This window comes from Leptothrix mechoopdaensis (SeqCode) (assembly GCF_053893855.1).
Window position 1 is genome coordinate 2,634,379 of sequence record NZ_CM132699.1, and the last position, 25,329, is coordinate 2,659,707.

Annotated in this window: 18 protein-coding genes; 10 read left to right on the forward strand and 8 right to left on the reverse strand. The window is 64.4% G+C overall.

The features are described from left to right. Positions 1–166: 166 nt before the first annotated feature. Entirely contained in the window at positions 167–847 is a 681-nt protein-coding gene (locus ACWA7K_RS11495; protein ID WP_456161523.1) for a c-type cytochrome, read from the reverse strand. 306 nt (positions 848–1,153) lie between these two features. On the opposite strand from ACWA7K_RS11495, the gene ACWA7K_RS11500 reads away from it, so the two are divergent. The 3 genes from ACWA7K_RS11500 (at position 1,154) to ubiA (ending at position 5,676) form a co-directional block, all read left to right on the forward strand. Further along, entirely contained in the window at positions 1,154–2,089 is a 936-nt protein-coding gene (locus ACWA7K_RS11500) for a LysR substrate-binding domain-containing protein (protein ID WP_456161524.1), read from the forward strand. Positions 2,090–2,245: 156 nt separating this feature from the next. Continuing rightward, positions 2,246–4,855, forward strand: coding sequence for a putative bifunctional diguanylate cyclase/phosphodiesterase (locus ACWA7K_RS11505; RefSeq protein ID WP_456161525.1), 2,610 nt, complete (start codon positions 2,246–2,248; stop codon positions 4,853–4,855). Then, the gene (gene ubiA, locus ACWA7K_RS11510) at positions 4,804–5,676 is read left to right on the forward strand and encodes a 4-hydroxybenzoate octaprenyltransferase (protein ID WP_456161526.1); all 873 of its coding nucleotides are present in this window, start codon (positions 4,804–4,806) and stop codon (positions 5,674–5,676) included. The genes ACWA7K_RS11505 and ubiA overlap by 52 nt, the downstream gene beginning before the upstream one ends. A gap of 4 nt (positions 5,677–5,680) precedes the next feature. Here ubiA and pdxA read toward each other — a convergent pair whose 3' ends face one another. Continuing rightward, complete coding sequence (gene pdxA, locus ACWA7K_RS11515) at positions 5,681–6,742, reverse strand: 4-hydroxythreonine-4-phosphate dehydrogenase PdxA (protein ID WP_456161527.1); 1,062 nt, start codon at positions 6,740–6,742, stop codon at positions 5,681–5,683. 88 nt (positions 6,743–6,830) lie between these two features. Between pdxA and hisI the strand changes: the two genes are divergently transcribed. From hisI to tatC, 6 genes are all read left to right on the forward strand, one after another. Then, positions 6,831–7,223 (forward strand): phosphoribosyl-AMP cyclohydrolase, encoded by a 393-nt coding sequence (gene hisI / locus ACWA7K_RS11520; protein ID WP_456161528.1) that lies wholly within the window; start codon positions 6,831–6,833, stop codon positions 7,221–7,223. After that, complete coding sequence (locus ACWA7K_RS11525) at positions 7,220–7,591, forward strand: phosphoribosyl-ATP diphosphatase (protein ID WP_456161529.1); 372 nt, start codon at positions 7,220–7,222, stop codon at positions 7,589–7,591. The genes hisI and ACWA7K_RS11525 overlap by 4 nt, the downstream gene beginning before the upstream one ends. 31 nt (positions 7,592–7,622) lie before the next feature. Next, complete coding sequence (locus tag ACWA7K_RS11530) at positions 7,623–7,970, forward strand: histidine triad nucleotide-binding protein (RefSeq protein ID WP_456161530.1); 348 nt, start codon at positions 7,623–7,625, stop codon at positions 7,968–7,970. Between the two features lie 100 nt (positions 7,971–8,070). Beyond that, on the forward strand, positions 8,071–8,316 hold the full coding sequence (gene tatA / locus ACWA7K_RS11535) for a Sec-independent protein translocase subunit TatA (RefSeq protein WP_456161531.1): 246 nt from the start codon (positions 8,071–8,073) through the stop codon (positions 8,314–8,316). 98 nt (positions 8,317–8,414) lie between these two features. After that, positions 8,415–8,897, forward strand: coding sequence for a Sec-independent protein translocase protein TatB (gene tatB, locus ACWA7K_RS11540; protein ID WP_456161533.1), 483 nt, complete (start codon positions 8,415–8,417; stop codon positions 8,895–8,897). Between the two features lie 64 nt (positions 8,898–8,961). After that, positions 8,962–9,750 (forward strand): twin-arginine translocase subunit TatC, encoded by a 789-nt coding sequence (gene tatC / locus ACWA7K_RS11545; RefSeq protein ID WP_456210114.1) that lies wholly within the window; start codon positions 8,962–8,964, stop codon positions 9,748–9,750. 13 nt (positions 9,751–9,763) lie between these two features. Here tatC and ACWA7K_RS11550 read toward each other — a convergent pair whose 3' ends face one another. The 4 genes from ACWA7K_RS11550 to ACWA7K_RS11565 all read right to left on the reverse strand — a co-directional run bounded on the left by ACWA7K_RS11550 (position 9,764) and on the right by ACWA7K_RS11565 (position 22,942). Then, positions 9,764–10,315 (reverse strand): toxin-activating lysine-acyltransferase, encoded by a 552-nt coding sequence (locus ACWA7K_RS11550; protein ID WP_456161537.1) that lies wholly within the window; start codon positions 10,313–10,315, stop codon positions 9,764–9,766. Between the two features lie 9 nt (positions 10,316–10,324). Further along, complete coding sequence (locus ACWA7K_RS11555) at positions 10,325–18,595, reverse strand: hypothetical protein (protein WP_456161539.1); 8,271 nt, start codon at positions 18,593–18,595, stop codon at positions 10,325–10,327. Beyond that, positions 18,540–21,404 (reverse strand): Ig-like domain-containing protein, encoded by a 2,865-nt coding sequence (locus tag ACWA7K_RS11560; protein WP_456161540.1) that lies wholly within the window; start codon positions 21,402–21,404, stop codon positions 18,540–18,542. Before ACWA7K_RS11560 ends, ACWA7K_RS11555 begins: the two co-directional genes overlap by 56 nt. Positions 21,405–21,715: 311 nt before the next feature. Further along, on the reverse strand, positions 21,716–22,942 hold the full coding sequence (locus tag ACWA7K_RS11565) for a S1C family serine protease (protein ID WP_456168782.1): 1,227 nt from the start codon (positions 22,940–22,942) through the stop codon (positions 21,716–21,718). Positions 22,943–22,962: 20 nt separating this feature from the next. Between ACWA7K_RS11565 and ACWA7K_RS11570 the strand changes: the two genes are divergently transcribed. Further along, a complete protein-coding gene (locus ACWA7K_RS11570) occupies positions 22,963–23,718 on the forward strand; it encodes a Nif3-like dinuclear metal center hexameric protein (protein ID WP_456210463.1) in 756 nt (251 codons plus the stop codon). Positions 23,719–23,734: 16 nt separating this feature from the next. On the opposite strand, the gene ACWA7K_RS11575 is transcribed toward ACWA7K_RS11570, so the two are convergent. Both ACWA7K_RS11575 and ACWA7K_RS11580 read right to left on the reverse strand, forming a co-directional pair. After that, positions 23,735–24,424 (reverse strand): glutathione S-transferase family protein, encoded by a 690-nt coding sequence (locus tag ACWA7K_RS11575; RefSeq protein WP_456161544.1) that lies wholly within the window; start codon positions 24,422–24,424, stop codon positions 23,735–23,737. A 15-nt stretch (positions 24,425–24,439) separates the two neighbouring features. Continuing rightward, on the reverse strand, positions 24,440–25,303 hold the full coding sequence (locus tag ACWA7K_RS11580; RefSeq protein WP_456161546.1) for a dioxygenase family protein: 864 nt from the start codon (positions 25,301–25,303) through the stop codon (positions 24,440–24,442). Positions 25,304–25,329: the final 26 nt, after the last annotated feature.

A 25,329-nucleotide genomic window follows, 5' to 3' on the forward strand; every position in this document is an offset into this window, starting at 1 on the left:
GTGTTCCTGCCAGTATCGACCGAGGCGGCCCATCCCTGAACCCGGAAATCGAACCGGATCCACCCGTTGTTGACTTTGCCCGCCTTCTGGGCGTGAAAAAGCCCGGACGTGCCGGGCTTGTTCGGATCGCGAGGCGGTCGGCGCTGGTCCGGTCCGCCTTCGGGGATCAGCGGAACTTGGCGTTCTGCTTGACCGACAGCTCGGTCGGCAGCGACGACAGGTACTTCGCGATCGCCTTCAGTTCGGTGTCCTTGAACTGCTTGACCTGACCGCCCATGACCGCGTTGGCGCGGCCGACGTTGGCGTTGCCTTCGGTCTTGTACGAACGCAGGGCGGCGTACAGGTAGTCGGCCGGCTGGCCTGCCAGCTTCGGGATGCTGTTGGGGTCGACCGGCTTGCTGAAGTTGTCGCCGTGGCAGCTCGCGCAGGCGCCCTTGGTCAGCAGCTCGGCCACCGGGCCGGACGGTGCGGCCGCCGGAGCCGGCGTGGCGCCTTCGCCGTGCGAGGCGTAGAACGCGCCGAGGTCGGCCTTGTCCTGATCGGTCAGCGAACCGGCGATGCCGCGCATCGTCGGGTGCTTGCGGTCGCCCTTCTGGTAGGCGGTCAGGGCCGACACGATGTAGCCGGCGCCCTGGCCCGAGATCATCGGCACCTGGTAGACCTCGGGGAAGCTGGCGCGGTAGCCCGGGATGCCGTGGCAGCCGATGCACATGGCCGCCTTGGTCTTGCCGGCAGCCGCGTCACCCTTGATTTCCTGGGCCTGGGCGGTCGAGACACCGCCGACCAGGGTCAGCGTCGCGAAGGTCACGGCCCGCAGGACGGCGTGCGCAGAGAGCAATTGATTCATGGGGTTATCTTGATGCCGGTCATTGATACCAACCCGCAATTATAGGAAGCCGTCCGGACCCGTCACGTCCGGTCCGACACGGCGACGCCCGGGCGATGCCTGGGCACCACAGTGGGGACGACCGGACCGCGCCGGACCAGGGTTGATCCGGGTGCCCGCAAGGCCTGCCGACCGGCTTCGCGGCGGACCCGCAGCGCGTGTTTTTCAGCACAATCGACGCCACCGATCGGATCGGCCCGGCCCATGCAGGCGGACCCTGCATCCGGACATCGCCCTTCCCTGCACGGCACCCACGGCACGAACGAGATGACCCTCACCGAACTGCGCTACATCGTCGCCGTCGCCCGCGAGCGCCACTTCGGGCGCGCCGCCGAAGCCTGCTTCGTCTCGCAGCCGACGCTGTCGGTGGCGATCAAGAAGCTGGAGGAGGAACTCGAGGTCAAGCTCTTCGAGCGCGGCGGCAGCGAGGTCAGCGTGACACCGCTGGGCGAGGAGATCGTCCGGCAGGCCCAGGCCACGCTGGAGAACGCCGCGTCGATCAAGGAGATCGCCCGGCGCGGCAAGGACCCGCTGGCCGGCCCGCTGCGGCTCGGCGTGATCTACACGATCGGCCCCTACCTGCTGCCCGACCTGGTGCGCAAGGCCATCGAGCGGGTGCCGCAAATGCCGCTGATGCTGCAGGAGAACTTCACCGTGCGGCTGCTGGAGATGCTGCGCACCGGCGAGCTGGACTGCGCCATCCTGGCCGAGCCCTTCCCCGACACCGGCCTGGCGATCGCGCCGCTCTACGACGAGCCCTTCGTCATCGCGATGCCCGAGAAACACCCGCTGGCCACGCGCACCTCGATCAGCTCGACCGAGCTGAAGCAGGAGACCATGCTGCTGCTGGGCACCGGCCACTGCTTCCGCGATCACGTGCTGGAGGTCTGCCCCGAGTTCGCCCGCTTCGCCAGCGACGCCGAGGGCATCCGCAAGAGCTTCGAGGGCTCGTCGCTGGAGACGATCAAGCACATGGTCGCCTCGGGCATGGGCATCACCGTGGTGCCGCGGCTGTCGATCCCGCGCAGCGGCCACTCGGACAGCCCGCCGCTGGTGAAGTACGTGCCGTTCAGCGACCCGGTGCCGACGCGCCGGGTCGTGCTGGCCTGGCGCCGCACCTTCACCCGCTACGAGGCCATCGCGGCGCTGCGCAACGCGATCTACGCCTGCGAGCTGGCCGGCGCGAAGCGGCTGACCGACTGAGCCCGGCGCGGCGGCAAGGCATCACGCCGCATGCCGCCGGACGTCGCCGGGCGGCCCCGATTCGTGCCGGAATCGGCAGTTGGCACTCAAGTGCGGCGACGACAGGCCGAAACACCGGTCACGCGCGGCGGCCCTTCATGGCCCGCCGGGTCCAGCATGCCGCCCTCGCTCAAGTCCAGAACCTCCGCCAAGAATTCCAGCGCAGCGCCGTCCAGCCTGCCGCCCGGTGCCGCCACCCGGCCGCCTGGCGGGGTCGAGCGTCGCCGCGTCGAACGCCGCAGCGCCGATCGGCGCCAGCGCCCGCCGCGTCCGGACATCGACCAGCGCGCCAGCGCCGACCTGCTGCGCCAGCGCCAGGTCGATGCGCTGCAGCGCCATCTGCCCGTCGCCATCGGCGCCAGCCTCGTGATCACGCTGCTGCTGGCCGCCTTCGGCCCGCGCGCCGCGATCGACCCGAGCGTCTGGCTCTGGGCCTCGCTGGTGACCGCGCTCGAACTCGCACTGGCGCAGTTCTGGTGGCGCGGCCGGCGCGACCCGCGCCGCAAGGTGTCGGCCGACGCCTTGCGCCGGTTGACCTTCGGTGCCGGTCTCTATGGCCTGCTGTGGGGCCTGCTGCCGGGCTGGATGCTGGTGCAGTCGGGCGGCGACCGCAGCCTGGTCACGGCCGGGCTGATCGGCCTGTGCGCCATCGGTGCGGTCACGCTGGCGAGCCTGCCGGTGGCCGCCCATGCCTACCTGGGCGGCCTGAGCGCCGCGCTGGTGCTGACGCAGCTGCTCTACCCGGGCGCCTTCGACGGCATCGGCCTGCTGCTGTGGGGCGGCTGCATCGCCGTCCTGGCCAGCACGGTGCGCTGGACCTCGGTCAGCCTGCAGGCCCGCGTCCGTGCCGAACACCTGGCCCAGCAGCAGGGCCAGCTGATCAGCCTGCTGCTGCGCGACTTCGAGGACCAGGGCGCCGACGTGCTCTGGGAAATCGACACCTCCGGCCGTCTGCAGCGCGTCACCCGGCGCCTGTCGGGCGCCCTGGGCCTGCCGCTGACGGAGCTGAACCGCCGCCCGCTGCTGGCGGTGATCCAGCAGCTGCAGCGTGACCTGCCGGACGGCGAGCGCGAATCGCGCCTGATGCTGCAGCAATGCATGACCGAAGGCCGGCCGTTCCGCGACCTGCTGCTGCCGCTGATGATCCGCGGCCAGGCCTGCTGGTGGTCGCTGACCGCCAAGCCGCTGATCGACGAGGACGGCACCGCGATGGGCTGGCGCGGCGTCGCCCGCGACGTCACACAGGCGCGGCTGGCCGACCGGCGGCTGTCCTGGCTGGCCCACTTCGACACCCTGACCGGCCTGACCAACCGGGCCCATTTCCGCGTCCTGCTCGAATCGGCGATCCAGCGCCTGCGCCCGGGCGCGACCGGTGGCGCGGTGATGTGCATGGACCTGGACAACTTCAAGCACGTCAACGACACCTACGGCCACCCGGCCGGCGACGCCCTGCTGACGGAGGTCGGCCAGCGTCTTCGGCAGGCACTGCCGCGGGGTGCCGTCGTGGCACGGCTGGGCGGCGACGAGTTCGCCGTGCTGGTTGAAGGCCTGACGGAGACCGGCCCGCTCGACGCGCTGACGCAACGCCTGACCGAGTCGCTGGACGCGCCGATCCTGGTGCAGAACTCGCAGGTCCAGGTCCGCATGAGCATCGGCATCTCGCGCTACCCGGCCGACGGCCTGGCGGTCGACGAGCTGCTGCAGAACGCCGACCTGGCGCTCTACGACGCCAAGTCGCGCGAGCCCGGTTCGGTGCGCTACTACGTGCAGCGCCTGGGCGAGCAGGCGCGGCGGCGCCAGATGATGGAACGCGACCTGCGCGACGCGATCGAGCAGGGCCAGCTGTCGCTGGCGTTCCAGCCCAAGATCGCGCTGGACGGCTGGCGCATCACCGGCTTCGAGGCGCTGATGCGCTGGCGTCACCCGGAGCACGGCAACATCCCGCCGGTCGAGTTCATCCCGATCGCCGAGGACTGCGGGCTGATCCTGACGCTGGGCGAATGGGCCATGCAGGAAGCCTGCCGCTGCGCCGCACGCTGGCCCGGGGACCTGACGCTGGCGGTCAACCTCTCGCCGGTCCAGCTGATGGCGCAGAACGTCGTCGGCATGGTGCAGTCGGCGCTGAAGGACAGCGGCCTGGCGCCGCACCGGCTGGAGCTGGAGATCACCGAATCGGTCTTCCTGCAGGAGAACCGCAGCACGGTCCACCAGCTCGAATCGCTGCAGGGCCTGGGCGTGCGCATCGCGCTGGACGACTTCGGCACCGGCTACTCGTCGCTGGCCTACCTGCGCCGCTTCCCGTTCGACACGCTGAAGATCGACCGCGCCTTCGTGCGCGAGATGCTCATCAGCCGCGACGCCCGCGCGATCGTGCGCAACATCGTCGCGCTGGCCAAGTCGCTGCGCATGACGACGGTGGCCGAAGGCGTCGAGGAGCCGGCCCAGGTGCAGGTGCTGGGCGCGGAAGGCTGCGAGCAGATCCAGGGTTACCTGGCCGCCCGGCCGATGCCGGCGGAGGACATCCGTGCCTTCCTGCGCGGCTGGCGCGACCGCCGGCCGGTGATCAAGGCCGTCGGTGCCGGCCCGGACGGCAAGAAGACGGCGGGCCAGGACGATGCCGAGCCCCCGTCCGGCGCCGACGCCAGCGCGGCGGCTGCGGCCGATAATTTCGCGCCATGGACCTCGCCGCACCGCCCAGCTCCCGCCTTGCCCTCTACCTCGACCTGATCCGCTGGAACCGCCCGGCCGGCTGGCTGCTGCTGCTGTGGCCGACGCTGGCCGCGCTGTGGATCGCCGCCGGCGGCTTCCCCGGCTGGCACCTGCTGGCGGTGTTCACGCTCGGCACGGTCCTGATGCGCAGCGCCGGCTGCTGCATCAACGACGTGGCCGACCGCGAGTTCGACCGCCACGTCAAGCGCACGGCGCAACGCCCGGTCACGCGCGGCGCGCTGTCGGCGCGCGAGGCGCTGGCCGTCGGCGCCGTGCTCGCGCTGCTCGCCTTCGCGCTGGTGCTGACGACCAACGCGGCCACCATCGCCTGGTCGTTCGCGGCGCTGGCCGTCGCGCTGGTCTACCCCTACGCCAAGCGCCACGTCTCGATGCCGCAGGCCGTCCTGGGCGTGGCCTTCAGCTTCGGCATCCCGATGGCCTTCGCCGCCGTGCGCGGCGAGATCCCGCCGCTGGCCTGGGGCCTGCTGCTGGGCAACCTGTTCTGGGTGCTGGCCTACGACACCGAATACGCCATGGTCGACCGCGACGACGACCTGCGCATCGGCATCCAGACCTCGGCGATCACGCTCGGCCGCTACGACGTCGCCGGCGTGATGGCCTTCTACGCCGCCCACCTGCTGGCCTGGGGCTGGCTCGGGCTGTCGCAAGGCCTCGGCGCGGTCTATGTCGCGGGCCTGGCGGTGGCGGCCGGGCAGGCGCTGTGGCACTTCCGGCTGATCCGCGACCGCAGCCGCGACGGCTGCTTCCGCGCCTTCCGCGCCAACCACTGGCTCGGCTTCGCGGTGTTCGCGGGCGTGGCGCTGTCCTACGCGGGCTGAGCGGTCAAGCGCCGGCCAGACGTCGCGCCATGCGCAGCGCGGCGATCAGGCTGGCCGGATCGGCGATGCCGCGCCCGGCGATGTCGAAGGCGGTGCCGTGGTCCGGGCTGGTGCGCACGAAGGGCAGGCCCAGCGTGACGTTGACGCCCTCGTCGAGCCCGAGGTACTTCACCGGGATCAGGCCCTGGTCGTGGTACATCGCCAGCACCAGGTCGAACTCGCCCTGGCGGGCCCGCATGAACACCGTGTCGGGCGCGTGCGGGCCGCGGGCGTCGATGCCCTCGGCACGCGCGGCGGCGATGGCCGGGGCGATGGTCTCGATCTCCTCGCGGCCGAACAGCCCGCCCTCGCCGGCATGCGGATTCAGCCCGGCCACCGCGATGCGCGGCGTCGGCTGACCCCAGGCCGCTGCGCTGCGGTGGGCGATCCGCAAGGTGTCCAGCACGGCGTCGAAGGTGACGCGGTCGATGGCCTCGCGCAAGGCGCAGTGCACCGTCACCAGCACGGTCTTCAGGTGCTCGTTGGCCAGCATCATCCGGACATCGGCCGGGTGGCCCAGCGTGCCGGCCAGCTCGGCCAGCAGCTCGGTGTGGCCGGGGTGATGTTCGCCGGCGGCCGCCAGCGCCTCCTTGTGCAGCGGCGCGGTGACCAGCGCGGCGCCCAGGCCGGCCTGAACGGCGCCCGCCGCCTGGCGCACCGCCTGCGCGGCGGCCCGGCCGGCGTCGGCATGGACCTGGCCGATCGGCAGCGTGGCCAGATCGAGCGGTCCCCCCTGCAGCGGCCAGACCGCCAGCACGCCGGACGGCAGTGACGCCGCGTCGGCGGGCGTGCCGATGACCGCGATCGGCCGGCGCGGGCCGTCATCGCGTCCGCCCCCGCCAGCCCGCCGCACGAAGCCCGCCGCGCGTTGCAGCACGGCCGGGTCTCCCACCACGACCGCATCGTCCAGCTCGCCACGCAATGCGGCGGCGGCGATCGTCTCGGGCCCGATGCCGCACGGATCACCCATCGAGACGAGTAGCGGCAGGTCGGCAGGACGGACGTTGCGCGGGGCGGCGAGGTTCATGTCGGGAGCTTGGGATCGGTACGCTGAAGCCGATTGTCGATGCCCGCGCACGGGACTTGCATGAAGGGTCGGTTGCTACACTGAACCCATGCAATGGCTCGACAACATCACCTGGACCGCCGACGGGCTGGTGCCCGTGATCGCCCAGGAATGGCGCAGCAACGACGTGCTGATGTTCGCCTGGATGAACCGCGAGGCCCTGGCCCTGACCGCCGAACGCGGCGTGGCCGTCTACTTCAGCCGCTCGCGCAACCGGCTCTGGCACAAGGGCGAGGAATCGGGCCACGTGCAGAAGGTCCACGAGATCCGCCTGGACTGCGACAACGACGTCGTGCTGCTGCGCGTCGAGCAGCTCGGCCACGAGCCCGGCATCGCCTGCCACACCGGCCGGCATTCCTGCTTCTACCAGCGCCTGGACGGCCAGCAATGGGTCAGCGTCGACCCGGTGCTGAAGGATCCGGCCACGATCTACCGCGCATGAACACGACCCCGTCCCCCGACGCCGCCGGCAGCCTCGACACGCTGCGCGCGCTGGCCGACACGATCGCCCAGCGCCGCAGCGCCGATCCGGCCAAGAGCTATGTCGCCAAGCTGGTCCACAAGGGCCTGGACAGCATGCTCAAGAAGATCGGCGAGGAAGCCACCGAGCTGGTCATCGCCGCCAAGGACGCCGACCGCGAGCAGATCGTCTACGAGACCGCCGACCTGTGGTTCCACAGCCTGATCGTGCTGTCGCAGTTCGGCCTCGGCCCCGAGGACGTGCTGGCCGAGCTGCGCCGCCGCGAGGGCCTGTCGGGCCTGCAGGAGTTCGCGCAGCGCAGCCAGCCCGGTCCCGCCGCACAGCCCTGATCCCACCGATCCGAACCCCACCGAACCCGCGATGAGCCACGACCCGAACTGCCTCTTCTGCAAGATCGCCGCCGGCCAGATCCCGTCGGCCAAGGTCCACGAGGACGACGAACTGCTCGCCTTCAAGGACATCCACCCGGCAGCACCGGTGCACCTGCTGGTGATCCCGAAGACCCACATCGCCAGCCTGGCCGATGCCGACGACAGCCACGCCGCGCTGCTGGGCCGCATGCTGGCGCTGGCGCCGAAGCTGGCACGCGAGCAGGGGGCCACCAACGGCTTTCGCACCGTCATCAACACCGGGCCGGACGGCGGGCAGGAGATCTATCACCTGCACCTGCACATCATGGGCGGGCCGCGTCCGTGGAAACACGGCTGAACGGTTGAACCCTTGCGCGGCGTGAGCCTCTGAGACAGGGGCCCAAGCGCCCGCCGCCTAGAATCCTCCTCGAACTGAACCGACCTTCCGGAGCCACACCATGGGCCTGTCGACCACCCACCTGATCATCTTCCTCGTCATCATCGTGCTGATCTTCGGCACCAAGAAGCTCAAGAACATCGGCTCCGACCTCGGTGGCGCCGTCAAGGGCTTCAAGGACGGCATGAAGGACGGCGACAAGTCCGCCGACGCGGCCGCCCCGTCGGCCCAGGTCACCGCCGACGCCACCACCGCCAAGCGCGCCGCCGACGGCCAGACCGTCGACGTCGAGGCCAAGGTCAAGTGACCCCGGACCTGCGTCCGATCCACGTCCTGTTCCCCACCGGCCGCTGCCGGACGGTCCCCGCGACCGCCCCGGCGCGGCCGCGTCGCATCGCCTGATCCATGCTCGACATCGGTGTCACCAAGCTGCTCATCATCGGCGGCATCGCGCTGGTCGTGATCGGCCCCGAGCGCCTGCCGCGCGTCGCCCGCATGGCCGGCACCTTTCTCGGCCGGGCCCAGCGCTACGTCTCGGACGTCAAGGCCGAGGTCAACCGGTCGATCGAGCTGGAAGAGCTCAACAAGATGAAGGCGCAGTTCGATGACGCGGCCCGCGACATCGACCGCAGCGTGCACGACAGCATGAACCAGATCGGTGCAGGCCTCGAAGAGGACGCGCTGTCGGGTTCGACCTCGTCGAGCGACCCCTACGCCGCTGGCACCGGCTGGGAACCGCCGCCGCCCGAGTACCGCCATCCGGGCAAGAAATGGCGCCTGAAGGTCGGCGCCACGCCGCAGTGGTACAAGCACCGCGAAGGCGTCAAGCGCCACGTCCAGTCGGGCGCCGCGCGTGTCAAGCGCCACCGCCCGCGCCCGCTCGGCTGATCCTCGCCAACGCCCTGACCGATCCGGTCCGCCCGCCCCTCGACCGCCCCATGCGCCGCCGCCCGTGAGCCAGACCCCGAACCCCCAAGACGAACTCGCCGGCACCGAGCAGCCCTTCGTCAGCCACCTGATCGAGCTGCGCGACCGCCTGCTCAAGGCCGTCTACGGCATCGGCGTGATCTTCGCGCTGCTGGCGTTCTACCCGGGTCCGTCGCACCTCTACGACCTGCTGGCACACCCGCTGGTCGCCGCCCTGCCGCAGGGTTCCAAGATGATCGCCGTGGGCGTCGTCTCGCCCTTCCTGATCCCGATCAAGGTGACCGCGCTGGCCGCCTTCGGTGCGGCGCTGCCCTGGGTGCTCTACCAGGTCTGGGCCTTCGTCGCGCCGGGCCTCTACAAGCACGAGCAGCGGCTGATCCTGCCGCTGGTGGTGACCAGCACGCTGCTGTTCTACACCGGCGTCGCCTTCTGCTACTTCTTCGTCTTCGGTCAGGCCTTCCCGGCGATCCAGTCGATGGCGCCGACCTCGGTGGCCGTCAGCCCGGACATCGAGGCCTACCTCGACTTCGTCATCACGATGTTCCTCGCCTTCGGCGTGGCCTTCGAGGTGCCGGTGGCGGTCGTGATCCTGGCCCGGTTCGGCATCGTGACGATCGAGCAACTGCGCAGTTTCCGGCGCTACTTCTGGGTCGCGGCCGCGGCCGTCGCGGGCCTCGTGACGCCGCCCGACGCGGTGTCGATGGTCGCGCTGCTGCTGCCGATGGGCCTGCTCTACGAGATCGGCATCTACGCCGCGCAGGTGTTCATCAAGCACACCAAGGCGCCCGAAGAGGCCGACGGCGCGGCCTCCTGAGCCAGCGCTCCTGTCAGGACGGGTGAGGCGACGCCTGTCCGACGTCCGGCATCAACAGGCCGTGGTCGTCCATGAACGACTGCCGCCAAGCCCGCCGCGATGCACTCGGCACATTGACGCCGACAAACTCCTTGATATACCCAGTACTCCGACTGGGTTTCACGCGCAATGCACGCCCCATTTCATCGGGCATCACGAGCGTGCGCAGATACTGAATCAAGACCACCGGCGACAGGTCGAGACAGATCCAATCGACGAACCACAAGCGTGAACCCGACGACCAATCCTGGTCGATCAGGGAAGTGGTGCCCTTGATGTATTTGGCCTCCGTCGCCAGATCAAACCAGGCCCAGGACGCATAGGCAATCGGAATACCCCGCGCATCGCTGACCAGGGCATAGGAACCCCTCTTCAACGCGGACGTCGCGTAAGCGTGGAAGAAGTTCAACGGCGAGTGCACATGCAAGGCCGACCGCAGCCAGCAACTCATGATGTCCGCATAGACGATTCGCAGATCAGGAGTCGCTCGAAGCAGCAAGCCCTTGCCGTCATAAGTCAATTGCATGCCATCCCCTCAAATGACCGACTTGCCAGAATAGGCGGCCAGGTACATCAAGCTGTCGATGTAATCGCCACCGACCCCCAGGCCCTTCAACGAGATGACGCCATCCGAATGGTAGGACTTCAGGCTGTTGTTGACGCCCTGAACCGTCTTGAAGATTTCAGATCCCAGCTCTGGCGCCGTTGAATACAACTTGGCGATCGTGCTGGAGGCTGATGGACCGGAAGCCGAATCAAACGAGACCTTGACGTCCTTCTTCCCTTCCGAGAAATACTTGGCGTCCTTGATCACGATCTCCAGCAGGTTCTGTTCGGCATTGTCCTTCGAAGAGTTGAACAGGCCCCGCAGATCAGCTTCATCGCGCGACCAGCGAATGTCGCTCGAAGCCGCCTCTCCGAAATCGATCATCGACTCGACGCCCCCATCCGAGCCGACATAGACCACCAGTTCGGCGCCTCTCCCGACCGGCGCATTGACCTTCAGGAGGTCCGCATCCTCGGCACGCATCACGACAGTTGCGCCGCCGAAGACGGCAGAGAAGTCAGGACTGGACAGCTTGTCATCCACCTGGAACAGGTCGCTGCCCGTGCCGCCCACCAGGGACAGTCCGTTCAGGCCAAATCGGGCGACGTCATCGCCGACACCGAGGTCAGCAAATCCGGAAAAGTCCTTGAAATAGATGGAATCGTTGCCGCCACCTGCCAGCAGATCGAACTGACCACCCGTCACATCCAGACGATCACTGTTGGGTGTCAGGTAGACCTGCGAAACAAAGTCAACGACGGACGTCGACTTGTTGGAGGCCAGATAGTTGCCATGCTTGAAATCGTAGAACGCGTTGGCACCCGCCACGAGATTGACGTCGGCATTCTTGAACAAGCCGAAGTCCAGCAAGTTGATGCTCCGCGGATTCAGGCCGTAGATGTCGACGCCGGTCGACCCATAATAAGTCTGAACCGCACTCGACACATCCGTACCGATGACCCCGCTCTTGGCCGTCATGGCAAAGAAGTAGTCGTTTCCAGAATGACCCTGCAACTCCTCGAAGCCAACGAGCGACACGTTGAGGAAGGTCTCATCCAGATTCTTCAGGCCCCAACTCCCCCGCGCTCCGCTCTCGGTCCAGACATAGGTCTGATCTGACGAATCGTAGGAACTGTCACCTGCCAAGAGGAATGCATCCGTTCCATTGCCGCCATTTGCAGAGATCTTGACGTTGGCCAGCATATTGGGCTTGCTGGACCCTGCATCGAGGCTGTCGGCCAAGTAGAACTGATCATTGCCAAGACCACCGAAATAACTGCCCGACTTGCCAAGCTTCAACACATCGTCCCCGCCACCAGCGTCGACGTACTCGATCTCATTGCCGGCCTTGACCGTGACGGAAATGATGGCCTCCTTGCCGACACCCCCGTAGATCTTGTTGCTGCCAGAACCACCATCGACCGTCACGCCCAGCGCCGAAGTCGACTGGAAGACATCATCGCCTCCGTTCAGGATATAGGTGGCACCCGAAACATCACCCTGCACCCACTCCGCGTTTTCGCTCAGGTTGAAGGCCTCGATGTTCTTGAAGTCCCCCTCCTTGAGGTGCAGCATGTTGACACCTGGAATATAGGCATAAGGCAATGCATCGAACTTGACGTACTTGAAAATCGACGCGAGCGATCCGTCGTCCTTGCCTATCTTGCCCGGAACGAAGTCGCCGACATACGTATCACTCAAAACAAACTTGTAAGTCGGAAGCACGTTCTCCAAATCAAAAATAGAAGATGGATTAAACGACCTGTCATAAAAGATCTTTTTGCCCGCAGCACCTTGCGCCGCCAGAAAATCTGACAGTTTTATTGCACCAAAATCGACTCCCGAAACACTGCCGATGGCGCCGGCAGTCGGAGCCAAATCACCATAAGCATCCTCCCATGCGGGCGGCACGACGATGAGACCATCGCTATCGGCCGTATAGTTGTACATCCGACCAAAAGCCTTGAGGTATTCGTTGACAATGCCACGATAGATCGGAAGCTTCATGAAATCAGGAGTACTTTCCGCATCATAATATCCCATGAGGCTATAAAACACCAACTGCGACCACGTGTCGATGTGGTCAAAACCAACATAGTCGGTGACTATCTTTGCCAATATTGCCTTTTCAGAAGCATTGCTGGACGCAGCATTCTTTGACGTCACCATCGACCTCTGAGAAATCACAGAAAAGTCGATCACATCAACGCCGGCTCCGCCATCGTAGAAGTCCTTGACCCCGTATTCAAAGACGTTCGCCTTGCTGTTGCCGTAGAACTTGTCCGGGCCTAGGCTGCCGATCACCATCTCGACATTCTTCAATGTATCGGTGATCTTCTCCGAGAATCTCTCGACAAAAATCGACTTGACCTCCCGATAATCGACCTTCTCGGTTCTCTTACCGTACTGGATGTTTTCCGAACTGATGTTGCTGGCATAGATTCTCTGATTCAACAACTCCTTCTGGACCGTGATGTCACCGCTTTCATCGAAACGGAACTCAAGACTGGACAACTTCGAGCGGTCGCTGACCGCACCGTAGTCAACGGTATCCCAGCCATCCCCACCGTCGACAATTGCCTTCGAGATGTTGACCTTCAGATAGTCATTGCCCCCACCCAGATTGAGCCTGGTCGAGACGCTCCACACATCGGGGGAAGACAGATTCAAGGTGCCGATCGAATCGTCGGCGGAAGTCAGATGGAAGCCCACCAGTGTCGAGAGATCGACCGTCGAATTGCTGGCGCCATCGGTGATGTTCCACCCTTCGACCCCGAGAACCTTGATCTTTGAAGCGAACGAGTTCTTGCCGGCGTCGATGCGTTCCTTCTGGTATTTGAGTACCGGCGTGAGCGGCGTCAACAGCATCAGATGTTGCGACGCGGCCGAACTGGAGATATCGATCGTCCGCTTCTCCGTGTCCACCACCAACTTGTCCTCGGCCAGATTCTGGCCGGTGAAGCCCAGGGCTGTCGTATGGCTCAGGGGCAGGAACTCTGTGGTCTTCGTGATGCCAGCCAATTCACGCATCAGCGGATCATCGTGGGTCGTCAAGACGCCAATGACACGATCGACCTTCAGATCAGAATAGGTGGCCGTGAAGAAATCGACGACTTCCTTGTTCTTCACATAGTCCGCAACCTTGGAGATATGCGCGTTCGTGAAGTACTTCAGGAGATCGCCACCGGACTCCTTGAGCATTCGTTCCTTCGCCTTGTCCGCAAAACTCTCCAGCAACGGTTGCTTGACACCTTCGGCGATTCCTGAAATGGTTCCCAGGACGAGTTGAAGGCCGAAGGCAGCGCCGCCTGAAATACCACCCACTGCCGCGCTGTACTCAACGATGACCCCCCCGACGCCTGTGGCGAATTGAACTGCATAGACGGTCACCTCCAGATCGGCACTCGACCGAAGCAGGTCCGCCAGAATCTGGTCGCCGCTGTAGGTGTCTTGACGACCGATCAGATTGGCCAGTTCCTGCATCTTTCCGGCCTGTTCGTATGCCTTGACGATGGCGTAGATGCCTATCGGGTTCAAGGCACCAATCAAGTTCCCCAGGGCGAGCTTCGCAATGGACCCCTTCGAAGCGGCCCCCAGGAATGCGATCTCATTCGAAATGGCCGAGGTGGCCTTGGACGTGGCGATGCCACCGAAAATGTTCAGCGCCAGTTCACTCGCGATGGCGAGCTTTTCTCCGTCAGAAGCGGTGCCTGAGGTCAGACCCGCGACCGAAGACGCGATGCTGGCCAATGCCTGCACGCCGCCGGCCGCTGCGGCGATCTTCTGAAATGCTGACTTGTTCCGGGTCATCGTGTCGGCGAATTCCGAGCTGAACACCGGCCGTGACGTGCCCGGAATGGTAGCCTTGCTCAGATCCTTCGCGCCGATGGCGAATTGCGTCAACGCCAGACTGGAGTTGGCGACCACCCCGGAAATTGCCGCCGTCAAGTCAGCCGTCGCCTTCACGATCGCGATGTCCTTTGCACTTCCTGCGGGCATCTTCGACGTATTGACGATGTCCACGATCGTCGTACCGATGCTGACCAGACGCCCGATGGCCGCGATGGTGAACCCCAGTCCGCCATTGAAGGACTTGACGCCACTCCGGCCCCACTGATCGTTTTCGTTTGCCAAGATGGCGCCATACATGCCGCCACCCCAGATGAAGAGACGACCGAAGGCGAAGATGGAGTTGACGGCCAGCTGAAATCCGGCCTTTATGTCCTCATTGGTGTTTCCGGTGAGCTTGAAGTTATTCAACCTCTGACCAAAGGCGTACATCGTCGCCTGATACCAATCATAGGCAACGAAGTTCCCGACGATGGCCAGCAGCTGCTTGGCAGATTCCGGCCCCGTCAGCGGCTTGCCGTCCACCTTGATGTTGTGTTCAACGTCATAGGTCCACTCCTTGATGCGCCTTTCAGAAGCAGCCTGAAATCCGTAGGCAAACCAATAATTCCGGACAATGAGGGCCCATCGATCCTGGATCACCAGTTCGGTGAGTTCACTGGGGCGGACCGGCAGGATGAGGCTGGGCAGACTGGTGTTGGTGAGCAGGTCACCGATGTTCTTGAAGTAGTCCTCGATTGACTTTGTGCTGCCAGCAAAATCACTCATCTTGGACAGAAACTTCTTCATCTCCGAGATGTCGACCTCGGATGTTCCGCTCAGTGAGCTGGCCTTTTCAACCCGAATCCCGTCCAGCGCAATATATCCACCCTTTGCCGACGCATTGGATTGAATCAGCTTGATCGTGGAGACACCGGCTTTTTCCGGTGCATTGAACTTGATGACGTATCTGCTCCAGTCCCCAGTTCCGACGACGGTGGAACCAACCGACTTGCCATCAATCTCCAGACTCAGCTTGGGCAGAGCCGCCCCGGCCAGGTTGGACGCTGAATAGACAGACAGCTCGTAGCCTTCCCCGGGACGAAAGACAACATCTTTCTCTTGCCACAGGGCCTCGCCAGAATCCGTCGCCCGGTACAGCCCGAATCGGTTGTCACCATCAGCGTCGACCGTCAACTTCAGACCGTTGGCGTCATAGCCACTGACGACCGAATACTCGCCCAGCCGCAATCCATCACCCTTGGCATAGCCGGTTCCAAGTGTTTCATCGACAAAGAACCTGGCGATGAAATATTTCTCGGACTGAACCTTCTTGAACGACGCCAGGGACATGTTCAACCTGAGATCGTCGAGCGCGAAATCATTACCGGAACTTTCCGTGTTGAGATCTCTCAGACCGATCTTCTGGTCTTTGCCGGATTGAGGCGCCGTGAACCCGATCGCATATTCACGCCACTCCTTCCCGGACAACTCAACCGGCTTGCCGATATCCTTGCCATTCAAGGTCAACTGAAGCTTCGCAAACTTCTCAGACGTGCCGCCGGCAGCAAACAGCTTGACGATGTATTCGGTACTCTCCACCAGATTGACGTTGGCGTTGATCTGGATGACCTTCTTGCTCGAGTCGGCCGCCCCATCGGCAATCAAGAAACTGCCATCATCATCAGATGCTCGGCCCAGATCAAAGCCCCACTCCTTGAATTCACCTCGGACTGCATAGGTCCCTGGCCCGGGGAACGCACTGCTGTAGCCGTCAGCAAATTTGGTTGTGGAACCACTGAATCCTTCCCGGATCAGCACAATCTGCCCGAGAGCATTCTGCTTGTCCGGCACAAAGCTGTCGGGCAGCTTGCCCACCCGATCAATGTTGTTCAGCAGATCCGAATTGATCGTTGTGTAAGATATTCTCAGGTTATCAATGGCAAAGTCATTTCCACCCGCCTCGGTGGTGAGATCCCGGAAGCTGATCTTGTCGCCCGCCTTGGTTGGCGCGAACCTGATGACATATTCCTTCCAGCTCGTACCGACAATCTCGATGGACGCACCGACGTCGTCACCATTCACCGTCAACTGCAGTCTTGCCTTGCGTTCATCATTGCCAGTAGCCGCCTGGAATCTCAGTATGTATTCGACGTCAATCGCAAGTCGCCGTGGTGTCGTGATCTTGAGGAAGTGCTTTTCCGAGTTGATCGAGCCATCCACCATGAGAAACTTGCCATCCGAATCGGCCGCACCCGAAAGATTGAATCCCCATTCGTTGAAGGCATTGGTCACCTTGAAGGTGCCTGAACCAGGGAATGTGTCACGATACTCGTCCGAGTAACTTGACGCCGCCCGATTGAATCCTTCACGATAGAACTCGATTTCGACTCTGGAGCCAGATATCGTGGCGTTGTCCAGATAATACTTGACTGATTTGTTCGCAATCCCAACAACCGACGGCGACTGGGCGTACAGAAGACCGGCGTTCAGAAGCTTGTTGGATTCGGGATTGAAAAACGCCGACGGGTTGATCTTCTGCTTGCCGGCATCCGTGTAGATCATCGTGCTGGGCAAGAACTGAAGATACGCATTCAAGTCCTTGACATCCGCCGCCCCGACATCAAGTTCCTGGGGCAGCCTTCCGTCTGCCTGCAGGCCGGAGAGAAAGGCATTCTGAAAATTGACGATCTGCGCAAGCCAGTACTTCAAGGTCTCTTTTGTCGCCACATACAAACCACTGTCATAGCGAGTGACCCCGAGGCCCCAGGTGATCGAATCCTTCTTGACCACACCCTCCGGCGTACAAGCCACAAGAGAGTTGATGACGTCGACGGATTGCCAGTATGAGCCGGCCAAGGGGACCAGAGCGGAGTCCAGGTCATTGACCTTCACCAGATCGAAAACACCGTTGTAGATCTTTCGAATCGCGACAAGCTTGGACTTGGTGTTGTTGTCGGTGACCGCCTGACTGAATTTTTCACCGAGAAACAGCGATGCCGTCTGGTATTGATCCGTCCCTGCAGTCGCCGAAACCCCGGACGCGCCCAGCTGAACGTCGTCGATCGCAAACAGATTTCCGGTTGTCGACCGGTTCGTGTTGATGATCTTGATCGATGCGTTGGTGATCGTCTTGGTGGCGGTCCATGCAATGGATTGAGTGGTCCACTCCAACGTGTTCAGCACCAGGCCACTGGCGACGGTCGCCCCGTCCACATCAACCTTGATCGAAGCCGGATTATCCGAACTGCCCAACCCGCGAAAGGTCAACAGGTAGGTCTTGCCGGCGTAGATCGTGGCCCCGAACTCGTGGATGGGAACGCCTGCGTACGATGATCCCTTGGCAACCAGGAATTTCCCGGCACCCGACACCGGCTTGACTTGAACCGTGTCGATCGTGAAGTTGTCGACGATCGTGAAGTGCCCAGGCTTCAGTCCGTCCTTGGTCGTGCCCTCCGGGTCTCGTTCGTAGTTTCCACCCAGATTGGAGGCCGCCGAGTCGAAGTTCTCGGTTGTGATGTTGGTCGTGTTCTTGTTGAAGTTGCCGAAGTAGGTCTTTCTGTTCTTGATATCGACCGACAACTCCTGCATCCAGAACTTGATCGTCGCTCGCGATGCGTCATATATTTCCCACAACATCGCATTGCTGACGCCCAGGTTGTCAATCAGGGTGTCCTTGTAGACCGTCAGACCGAGCGAGCTGAGCTTGCCCAGGAACGTGATGGAATCGGCTCGGTTGCTTCCCAGGTTCAAGAAGCCGGATGAACTGCTCTGGAGCAGCGCTTCGAGTTGACCGTAGACACTTTCACGCTCGGTCAAGGGCAGCAGATCCTTGAATGTCTTCAGGGACATCACGAGACCCTTGCCGTCGTCGCCGATCCATGACTGCCCGTAAGGCACCAGTTGCGAATGCGATGACAGATCGAACTCGATGTTCGACTTCTTCTCGAGCGCACCTGCAAACGAGTCGCCGAGCAATACACGCCCGTTCGTGATGACCTTGGCGCCAGTTCCGTAATTGCCGGCCGCGTCGATCAGGCGTGTCTGCAAGACGCCTTCGTCGCGGAGCGTGCTGAGCGAAACGGCAGTCCAGCCATCTGAGCCGGGACTCTTCCAGGTGTTGCCGGAATCCGTTGAATATTCCCAGCGATCGCCGGCACTCAATTTGTCCATGATGAGCCGGACGAACGGCGTGCCATTCGTGAACATCAGACCATCAATCTTCCCGGCAAGCTCCACCGGGGCAGCCGTATCGATCTTGACCGTTCTGGAGGAGGACACAGCGGCCGCTCCGGTGGTCCCCAGGACCTTGACCGTGATCGTGCTGCTGGTGGCATCTTGTGGAATATCTGCCGACGCAAAGGTGGATGTCCACTCACCTGTGGCGTTTGCCTTGATGGTCTTGGTACTGGTGCCCCAGACTGACTTCAAGATTGCTGTTCGATTCTGCTGCGCCGTTGACCACGACGCCGGACTTCTTCTCTGCCGCGTTGATTCGATCGTCGCCGCTGACCAGATTGATGATGGGAGAGGTGCCGTAGATCACGTTGCGGCTGGCAGCGCTGATGTTGCCGGCCGCATCGCTGGATTTGACGGTGATGGTGCTCGCCACCGGATCGACAGGAATTTCTGATGACTCGAACTTGAGTGACCAGAATCCGGCGGGATTGACCTTGCTTGACTTGGTGGTCGTTCCCCATTTCACTTCCACGTTGCCGTTGGCCTCCGCCGTGCCATTGAGGGTGACCCCCGCGTTTTTCTCGGACAGGCTGATGCGATCGTCGCCGCTGACTCGGAAAATCACCGGGTCATATGGCATCGTCGTATCCACCGCCACCGAGGATGTATTGAGTGCGCTGATGTTGCCGACCGGGTTCGTGGCCTTGGCGGTCATGACCGTTCTTTCCGAGTCGGCCGGAATTTCCGACGCAGAAAAGACGGTCGTCCAGATGCCGGACTCGTTGGCCGAAACGATGCGGGTGCTCGAACCCCATTTCACTTCGATCTGGTTGTTCGCATCCGCAGTGCCGCTGACCGTGACACCGGCTGCCTTCTCTGCGGCATTGACCCTGTTGTCCGAGCTGACTGCATTGATCTTCGGTGCAGTCGGGGCGGCTGTATCGATCGTTACGCTGCGAACCGCGGTTGCGGTCACATTTCCTGCGTAGTCCCTGGCAGAAGCCATGATCGGCGTCTTCTTGCCATCTGACGGAATGCTGTCCGATGCAAATACAGTCGTCCACAGGCCCGTCGAATTGACGTTGATCAGCTTGGTGCTCGAACCCCACACCACGTCAACCGAGGTGTACGGATCCGAGATGCCGCTGACCGTGACACCTGCGGCCTTCTCTACCGCATTGATCGTGTTGTCCCCGCTGACGGCATTGATCAGGGGCATGATGGGAATGGACGTATCCACCATCACCGTGCCCGTCTCCGTGCTCACGTTGCCGGCGACATCCGTGGCCTTGACCGTGAAGGTGCTTTTCTCGGTGTCAGCGGGTATCTCTGTCGATGCGAAGGCGGTACTCCAGTTTCCCCACGAATTGGCCTTGGCGGTCTTGGTCACTTTTCCCCAACTCACCTCGACGCTGCCATTGGCCTCGGTGACGCCGCTGATCGTCACACCCGCCGCCTTCTCAGCGGCGTTGACCACATTGTTCCCGGCAACCGTGTCGATCGTGGACCAGGCGTACGAATCGATGTTGACCGAGTATTTGCTGGAAACCCACCTTGTATTGCCCGATGCATCTCGCACCTGCGCGGTGAGCGTGTGCAGGCCGTCCGCCAGGGTCGGCGTGGTGTATTGCCACGACGCGCCGGAGATGGCGGCGGTCCCCAGCAAATAGCTGCCGTCGTAGACGCCCAGCGTGTCGCCGCTGTTCATGGTTCCGCGGAAGTCGCCCGTGAGCGTCTGCGAGGTGTCGTTGCTGAGGTAGGTGCGGTCGATGTCCGCATACTGGATGCCCGACCGAAGGGTCATCTTGGCCGGTCCGGCACTGGGGCCCCAATCGCCAGCGACCCAGGCGCCCCGCAGGTCACTGTTGCCAGACGAGACACCGATCAAGTCCTCGGTGATCTGGGCCGCCGAGCGCTGACTGTCCCAGACCTGCACGTTCGCCACCAGCCCGACAAAACTGTTGGCTGCGGCGTAGTGGTTGCCGACCATGATCCCCCAATGTTCGTCAACGTTTGAGGAGGTTCTTCCACCCGTGCGGGATTGTTTCAAGACACCATCGACGTACACCTGCCAGTTGCCCCCGCCATCCGTGGCCAAGGCGTAGTGATGCCACGCCTTGTCCGGCGTGAAGCCTGCGACAGCGATTTCGCCACCCCCATCGCGGCTCCAGGTGATGAGCTTGCCGGCGCGCAGGAACAGTTCCATGCTGGTCACGTGAAACAACTGCTGCGTGGCCGCATCCGTGGGCAGGTCACATTTGAAACTGCCCTCCAACGTCAGTTCGTAGGTCAGATTGGTATCGATGAAGGCCGCATGGGTCGCGTCACCGCGCGTGGCACTGCTGATGCGCACGGCCTGTGATGCACTGACGGTCCATGAATGACCCGCGACGTCATCCTTCGCCGTCAAGAGACGCAAGGTATCCGAGGTGCTCGCCCTGGTTTCGGCCGTGGGAACTGCAGAGGTTGAAACAGCCGCGTAGGTGGCGACGGCGCCGGCAGCGGGTGTCGCCGCACGACCTGCCGCATCGGCCGGTCGGGCGACGACCATGGGCGCAGGCCCGCTTGCATGAGCGTCGGCCGAGGCAGTGGTCACCTGCGCGGCGCCGTGACCGTCGGTTGAACCGGACGAGTTGCTCGCCTCCGACGTCCCATGCATGCCCGCATCGGATGGCGGCATACCCTTGATCGACGGCACGGCGGTTTTCAAGGCCGCGTTGATTTTCCCGTCTGCGACTTGGGTATCGAGACGGCTGGCCATGGCACCCGTCATGTCGAACGGCAGGGCTTTGGAAGTGCGCAGCGTCGTCGCACCCGGGTTTCCCGAAATCGTGTTCGCGGAGATCGTGCCCAGGCCAGGGTCGGTCGGCCATTCATTCGCCGCAAACAGGGCGCTCCAGCTGCCGGTGGCATTGACGGTGACGAATTTCCGGGCGGCGCCCCAGATCACGGCAATCACGCTCCCGGCGGGCGCCGTGCCATTGACCCGCACGCCGTCCATTCTCTTGGCGTTGTGGATGTCGATGTTCTTCGCGATCGCATCAATGCTCAGGTTCGTCATGTTCATCTCCGTCATTTGATATATCAGCCCGCTTAATCCATGCGAATCAAGGCGAAACTCATGTTCGTCGTGACGATCCTAGCGACGTTCCCCTATCAAAAATAGGCGCAGGGATGACGAGTGAATGTCAGAATCTGACTCAAAGATATGATGTGGTTTCTACGATCAATCCCTTTCTAACCGCCCGATCGATTGATTCTTCAGATTCTGCGGATACCACTTACGGATAAACCCGTAACCGATACAAATAAAAAAAGTCCGCCATGGGCGGACTTTCTCGATGGGTGGCGGGTGCGATGCCGTGCGCGGTTTCAGCGCTGTTCGACTGTCGCCTTCTGTTTGGGCCGCTGCGCCACCTTCACCTGCACGTCGATCGCCCGGCCCTCGCGCAGCAGACGGAGGTTGGCGCGGCTGTGCGGCGGCAGGGCGGCCACCTCGTTGAGCAGCTGCGCGGTGCTGGCCACCGGATGCCCGGCCACCTGCTGCACGACATCGCCCGGTCGCACCCCCGCCTGGCTGGCCGGACCGTCGTCGAGCACACCGACGATCAGCACGCCGCGCGTGTCCTGCGCGACCTGGATCGACTGCGCCAGCTCGGGCGTCAGGTCGCGGGGCTGCACGCCGATCCAGCCGCGCGTGACGACGCCGTTGCGGATCAGGCCTTCCATCACCTGACGGGCCGTCGCGACGGGAATCGCGAAGCCGATGCCCATGCTGCCGCCCGAGCGGGAATAGATCGCCGTGTTGATACCGAGCAAACGGCCCTCGACATCGACCAGCGCGCCGCCCGAGTTGCCCGGGTTGATGGCGGCATCGGTCTGGATGAAGCTCTCGAAGGTGTTCAGGCCCAGCCCCGTGCGGCCCAGCGCGCTGACGATGCCGGAGGTGACGGTCTGCCCGACGTTGAACGGGTTGCCGATCGCCAGCACCGCATCGCCGACCTGCAGGGCTTCCGACTGGCCGAAGGCGACCACCGGCAGGCCCTGGGCCTCGACCTTCAGGACCGCGAGGTCGCTCTCCGGATCGGCACCGATGGTGCGCGCCTGCAGGCGGCGACCGTCATTGAGCACCACCTCGATGCGTTCGGCGCCCTCGATGACGTGGTTGTTGGTCAGCAGGTAGCCGTCGGCCGACACGATCACCGCCGAGCCCATGCCGGTGGACGGCGTCGGCGCGTTGCCCTTGTCGCCGAAGAAGCGGCGGAACCAGGGCTCCGAACCCTGCGGGCCGGTCGCGTCCTCGGTGGTCTGGACGCCACCGGTGGTGACCACGCTGACGACCGACGGGGAGGCCCGTCGCGCCGCATGGGCCAGGCTGTTCGGCGCGGCGCCCGGTGCCGTCGCATCAGCCGATCCGCTGGCGGCGGACGTGGCCGCCGCCGCGACGGTCGGAGCCGGCACCGGGCGGCTGGCCTCACCGGCGGGCAACCCCGGCGCCGCGCCGGCCGGCAGCCAGTCGGGCTTGAACGTGGCCAGCACGAAGACGACTGCCACGGCCACCGTGACCGCCTGGGAGAATGTCAGCCAGAGCCTGCGCATCAACATGGAGAACGAGTGTGGTGATCGGTCGCGAGGAATTGGCCGGCGTGTTCGGCAAACTGCTGGAGGCGGACCGTTTCAACGATTATGGGCCGAACGGTCTGCAGGTCGAGGGCCGCGCCGAGGTCCGGCACCTGGTCAGCGGCGTGACCGCGAGCCTCGCATTGATCGAGGCTGCAGCCGATGCGGGGGCCGACGCGATCGTCGTCCACCACGGTCTTTTCTGGCGTGGCCAGGACGGCCGCGTGACCGGCTGGATGAAGCGCAGGCTGGCGGCGCTGCTGGCCCGCGACATCAGCCTCTACGCCTATCACCTGCCGCTGGACGCCCACCCCGAGCTGGGCAACAACGCGCAGCTCGGCCGCATGCTGGGCTGGCAGGCCGATGGCCGTTTCGGTGACAAGGACCTCGGCTGGATCGGCACGCCAGCCGACGGCTCGCCGACCGACGCGCAGTCGATGGCCGCCCACATCGGCGCACGGCTGCAGCGGGCGCCGACCTGCATCCCGGGTGACGGCCGGGTGATCCGGCGCGTGGCCTGGTGCACCGGCGGTGCCCAGGGCTGGTTCGAGCCGGCCATCGCGGCCGGTGCCGACCTCTACCTGACCGGCGAGATCTCCGAGCCGCAAGCCCATCTGGCGCGCGAGACCGGCGTGGCCTTCGTCGCCTGCGGTCACCACGCCACCGAACGCTACGGCGTGCAGGCGCTGGCCGCGCACGTGGCCGGCCAGCACGGCCTGCGCCACACCCACGTCGACATCGACAACCCGGCCTGAGACGGGCCGACCTCGCTCAGGCGTAGGCGTAGGGCCCGCCGCGCTGCAGTGCGCGCTGGTAGGCCGGCCGGGCGTGGATGCGCGCCAGCCACGCCTTCGCATGCGGATGACGGCCGTTCGCGCCCAGCCCGGCGCGGTGTGCGGCGGCTTCGAGCGGGAAGCTCATCATGATGTCGGCGGCGCTGAACTCGGCACCCGCGAACCAGGGCTGGCGGGCCAGTTCGGCCTCGATGAAATCGGCCTGGCGACGCAGGTTCGGGCCGAAGAAGCCCTGCTCGGTTCGGGCCGCGATAGCCTTGGCAATGGGCTTGGCGAAGAACGGCATCGGCGCGGTCGCGATGCGGTCGAACACCAGCTTCATCAGCAGCGGCGTCATCGCCGAACCCTCGGCGAAGTGCAGCCAGTAGCGCCAGGCCAGCAGCTCGGGCGTGCCGGTCGCCGGCTTCAGGCGACCGTCGCCGTGGCGCTCGATCAGGTACTCGACGATCGCGCCGGTCTCGGCCACCGTGACGGTCGAGCCGTCGGCGGCGGTGTCGACGATGACCGGTGACTTGCCCAGCGGGTGCACCGCCAGCAGCTCGGGCGGCGCCAGCAAGGTCTCGCGATCACGCTCGTGGCGCCGGACCTCGTAGGGGAGGCCCAGTTCCTCAAGCAGCCAGAGGACGCGCTGCGAGCGCGAGTTTTCAAGGTGATGGACGGTCAGCATGGCCGGCATCATCGGTCATGCCGGCTGGGCCTCGCCCAGCGCCTCCGCCAGCCGTCCGGCCTGGGGGCCGAAGGCATAGGCGTCCATCGCCAGCATGCCGGCGTCGACGCTGGCGTGGATGCGCACGGCCGGCGACTCGCGGCCACCGGCACCGGCGGCGATGTAATACGGCAGCCAGTGCTCGTCGGTCGGGTGCTGCAGGGCCGCGTGGGGGGCCTGCTGGCGGTAGTCGATCAGGGCATCCCAGTCGCGCGCGGCGCCCTTGCTGCGGACCCATTCCTGGAACTCGGCCACGTCGGGCGAGACCGGCAGTTCGCGGTTGCCCTCGTGTGCATTCGGGCTGCTGAAGAAGCGCCGCAGGTTGTGGGTCAGCGAGCCGCTGCCGATGATCAGCACCCCCGCGTCGGCCCAGCGCGACAGCGCCTCGCCGAGCGCGAACTGGCGCGCCGGGGAGGCGTTGGGCACCAGCGTCAGCGGCAGCACCGGCAGGTCGGCGCCGGGCCAGGCGCGCTTCATCAGCGTCCAGATGCCGTGGTCCAGCCCGCTCGCGGCGACCGACTGCGCGGCCACGCCGGAGCCGGCCAGCGACTGCGCGATCTCGGCGGCCAGCGCCGGGGCGCCGGGCGCGTCGTAGCGCTGTTCGTAGAGCGCCTGCGGGAAGCCGCCGAAGTCGTGGATGGCCTCGTGGCGCAGGCCGCCCAGCAGCATCGTCTCGCGGGTCGACGAGTGCGGCGACACCACCAGCACGGCCTTGGGCCGGCCGAAGGCGGCTTCCACGGCCGGGCCGAGCCGGTCGAGGAACAGGGCGGCGGGCGACTGCTCGAGCGCGATCATCGGCGAGCCGTGCGAGACGTAGAGCGGGGGGAGGCTGTGCTTCATGGTGCCGTGATTGCAGCACGTGACGC

Coding starts and splice junctions, on each gene's coding strand:
- ACWA7K_RS11505 (WP_456161525.1), top strand. CDS start 2,246: ATGCCGCCCTCGCTCAAGTCCAGAACCTCCGCCAAGAATTCCAGCGCA.
- ACWA7K_RS11575 (WP_456161544.1), bottom strand. CDS start 24,424: ATGCTGACCGTCCATCACCTTGAAAACTCGCGCTCGCAGCGCGTCCTC.
- ACWA7K_RS11525 (WP_456161529.1), top strand. CDS start 7,220: ATGAACACGACCCCGTCCCCCGACGCCGCCGGCAGCCTCGACACGCTG.
- ACWA7K_RS11495 (WP_456161523.1), bottom strand. CDS start 847: ATGAATCAATTGCTCTCTGCGCACGCCGTCCTGCGGGCCGTGACCTTC.
- tatB (WP_456161533.1), top strand. CDS start 8,415: ATGCTCGACATCGGTGTCACCAAGCTGCTCATCATCGGCGGCATCGCG.
- ACWA7K_RS11580 (WP_456161546.1), bottom strand. CDS start 25,303: ATGAAGCACAGCCTCCCCCCGCTCTACGTCTCGCACGGCTCGCCGATG.
- ACWA7K_RS11500 (WP_456161524.1), top strand. CDS start 1,154: ATGACCCTCACCGAACTGCGCTACATCGTCGCCGTCGCCCGCGAGCGC.
- ACWA7K_RS11565 (WP_456168782.1), bottom strand. CDS start 22,942: ATGCGCAGGCTCTGGCTGACATTCTCCCAGGCGGTCACGGTGGCCGTG.
- hisI (WP_456161528.1), top strand. CDS start 6,831: ATGCAATGGCTCGACAACATCACCTGGACCGCCGACGGGCTGGTGCCC.
- ACWA7K_RS11560 (WP_456161540.1), bottom strand. CDS start 21,404: ATGACGAACCTGAGCATTGATGCGATCGCGAAGAACATCGACATCCAC.
- ubiA (WP_456161526.1), top strand. CDS start 4,804: ATGGACCTCGCCGCACCGCCCAGCTCCCGCCTTGCCCTCTACCTCGAC.
- ACWA7K_RS11550 (WP_456161537.1), bottom strand. CDS start 10,315: ATGCAATTGACTTATGACGGCAAGGGCTTGCTGCTTCGAGCGACTCCT.
- pdxA (WP_456161527.1), bottom strand. CDS start 6,742: ATGAACCTCGCCGCCCCGCGCAACGTCCGTCCTGCCGACCTGCCGCTA.
- ACWA7K_RS11530 (WP_456161530.1), top strand. CDS start 7,623: ATGAGCCACGACCCGAACTGCCTCTTCTGCAAGATCGCCGCCGGCCAG.
- tatA (WP_456161531.1), top strand. CDS start 8,071: ATGGGCCTGTCGACCACCCACCTGATCATCTTCCTCGTCATCATCGTG.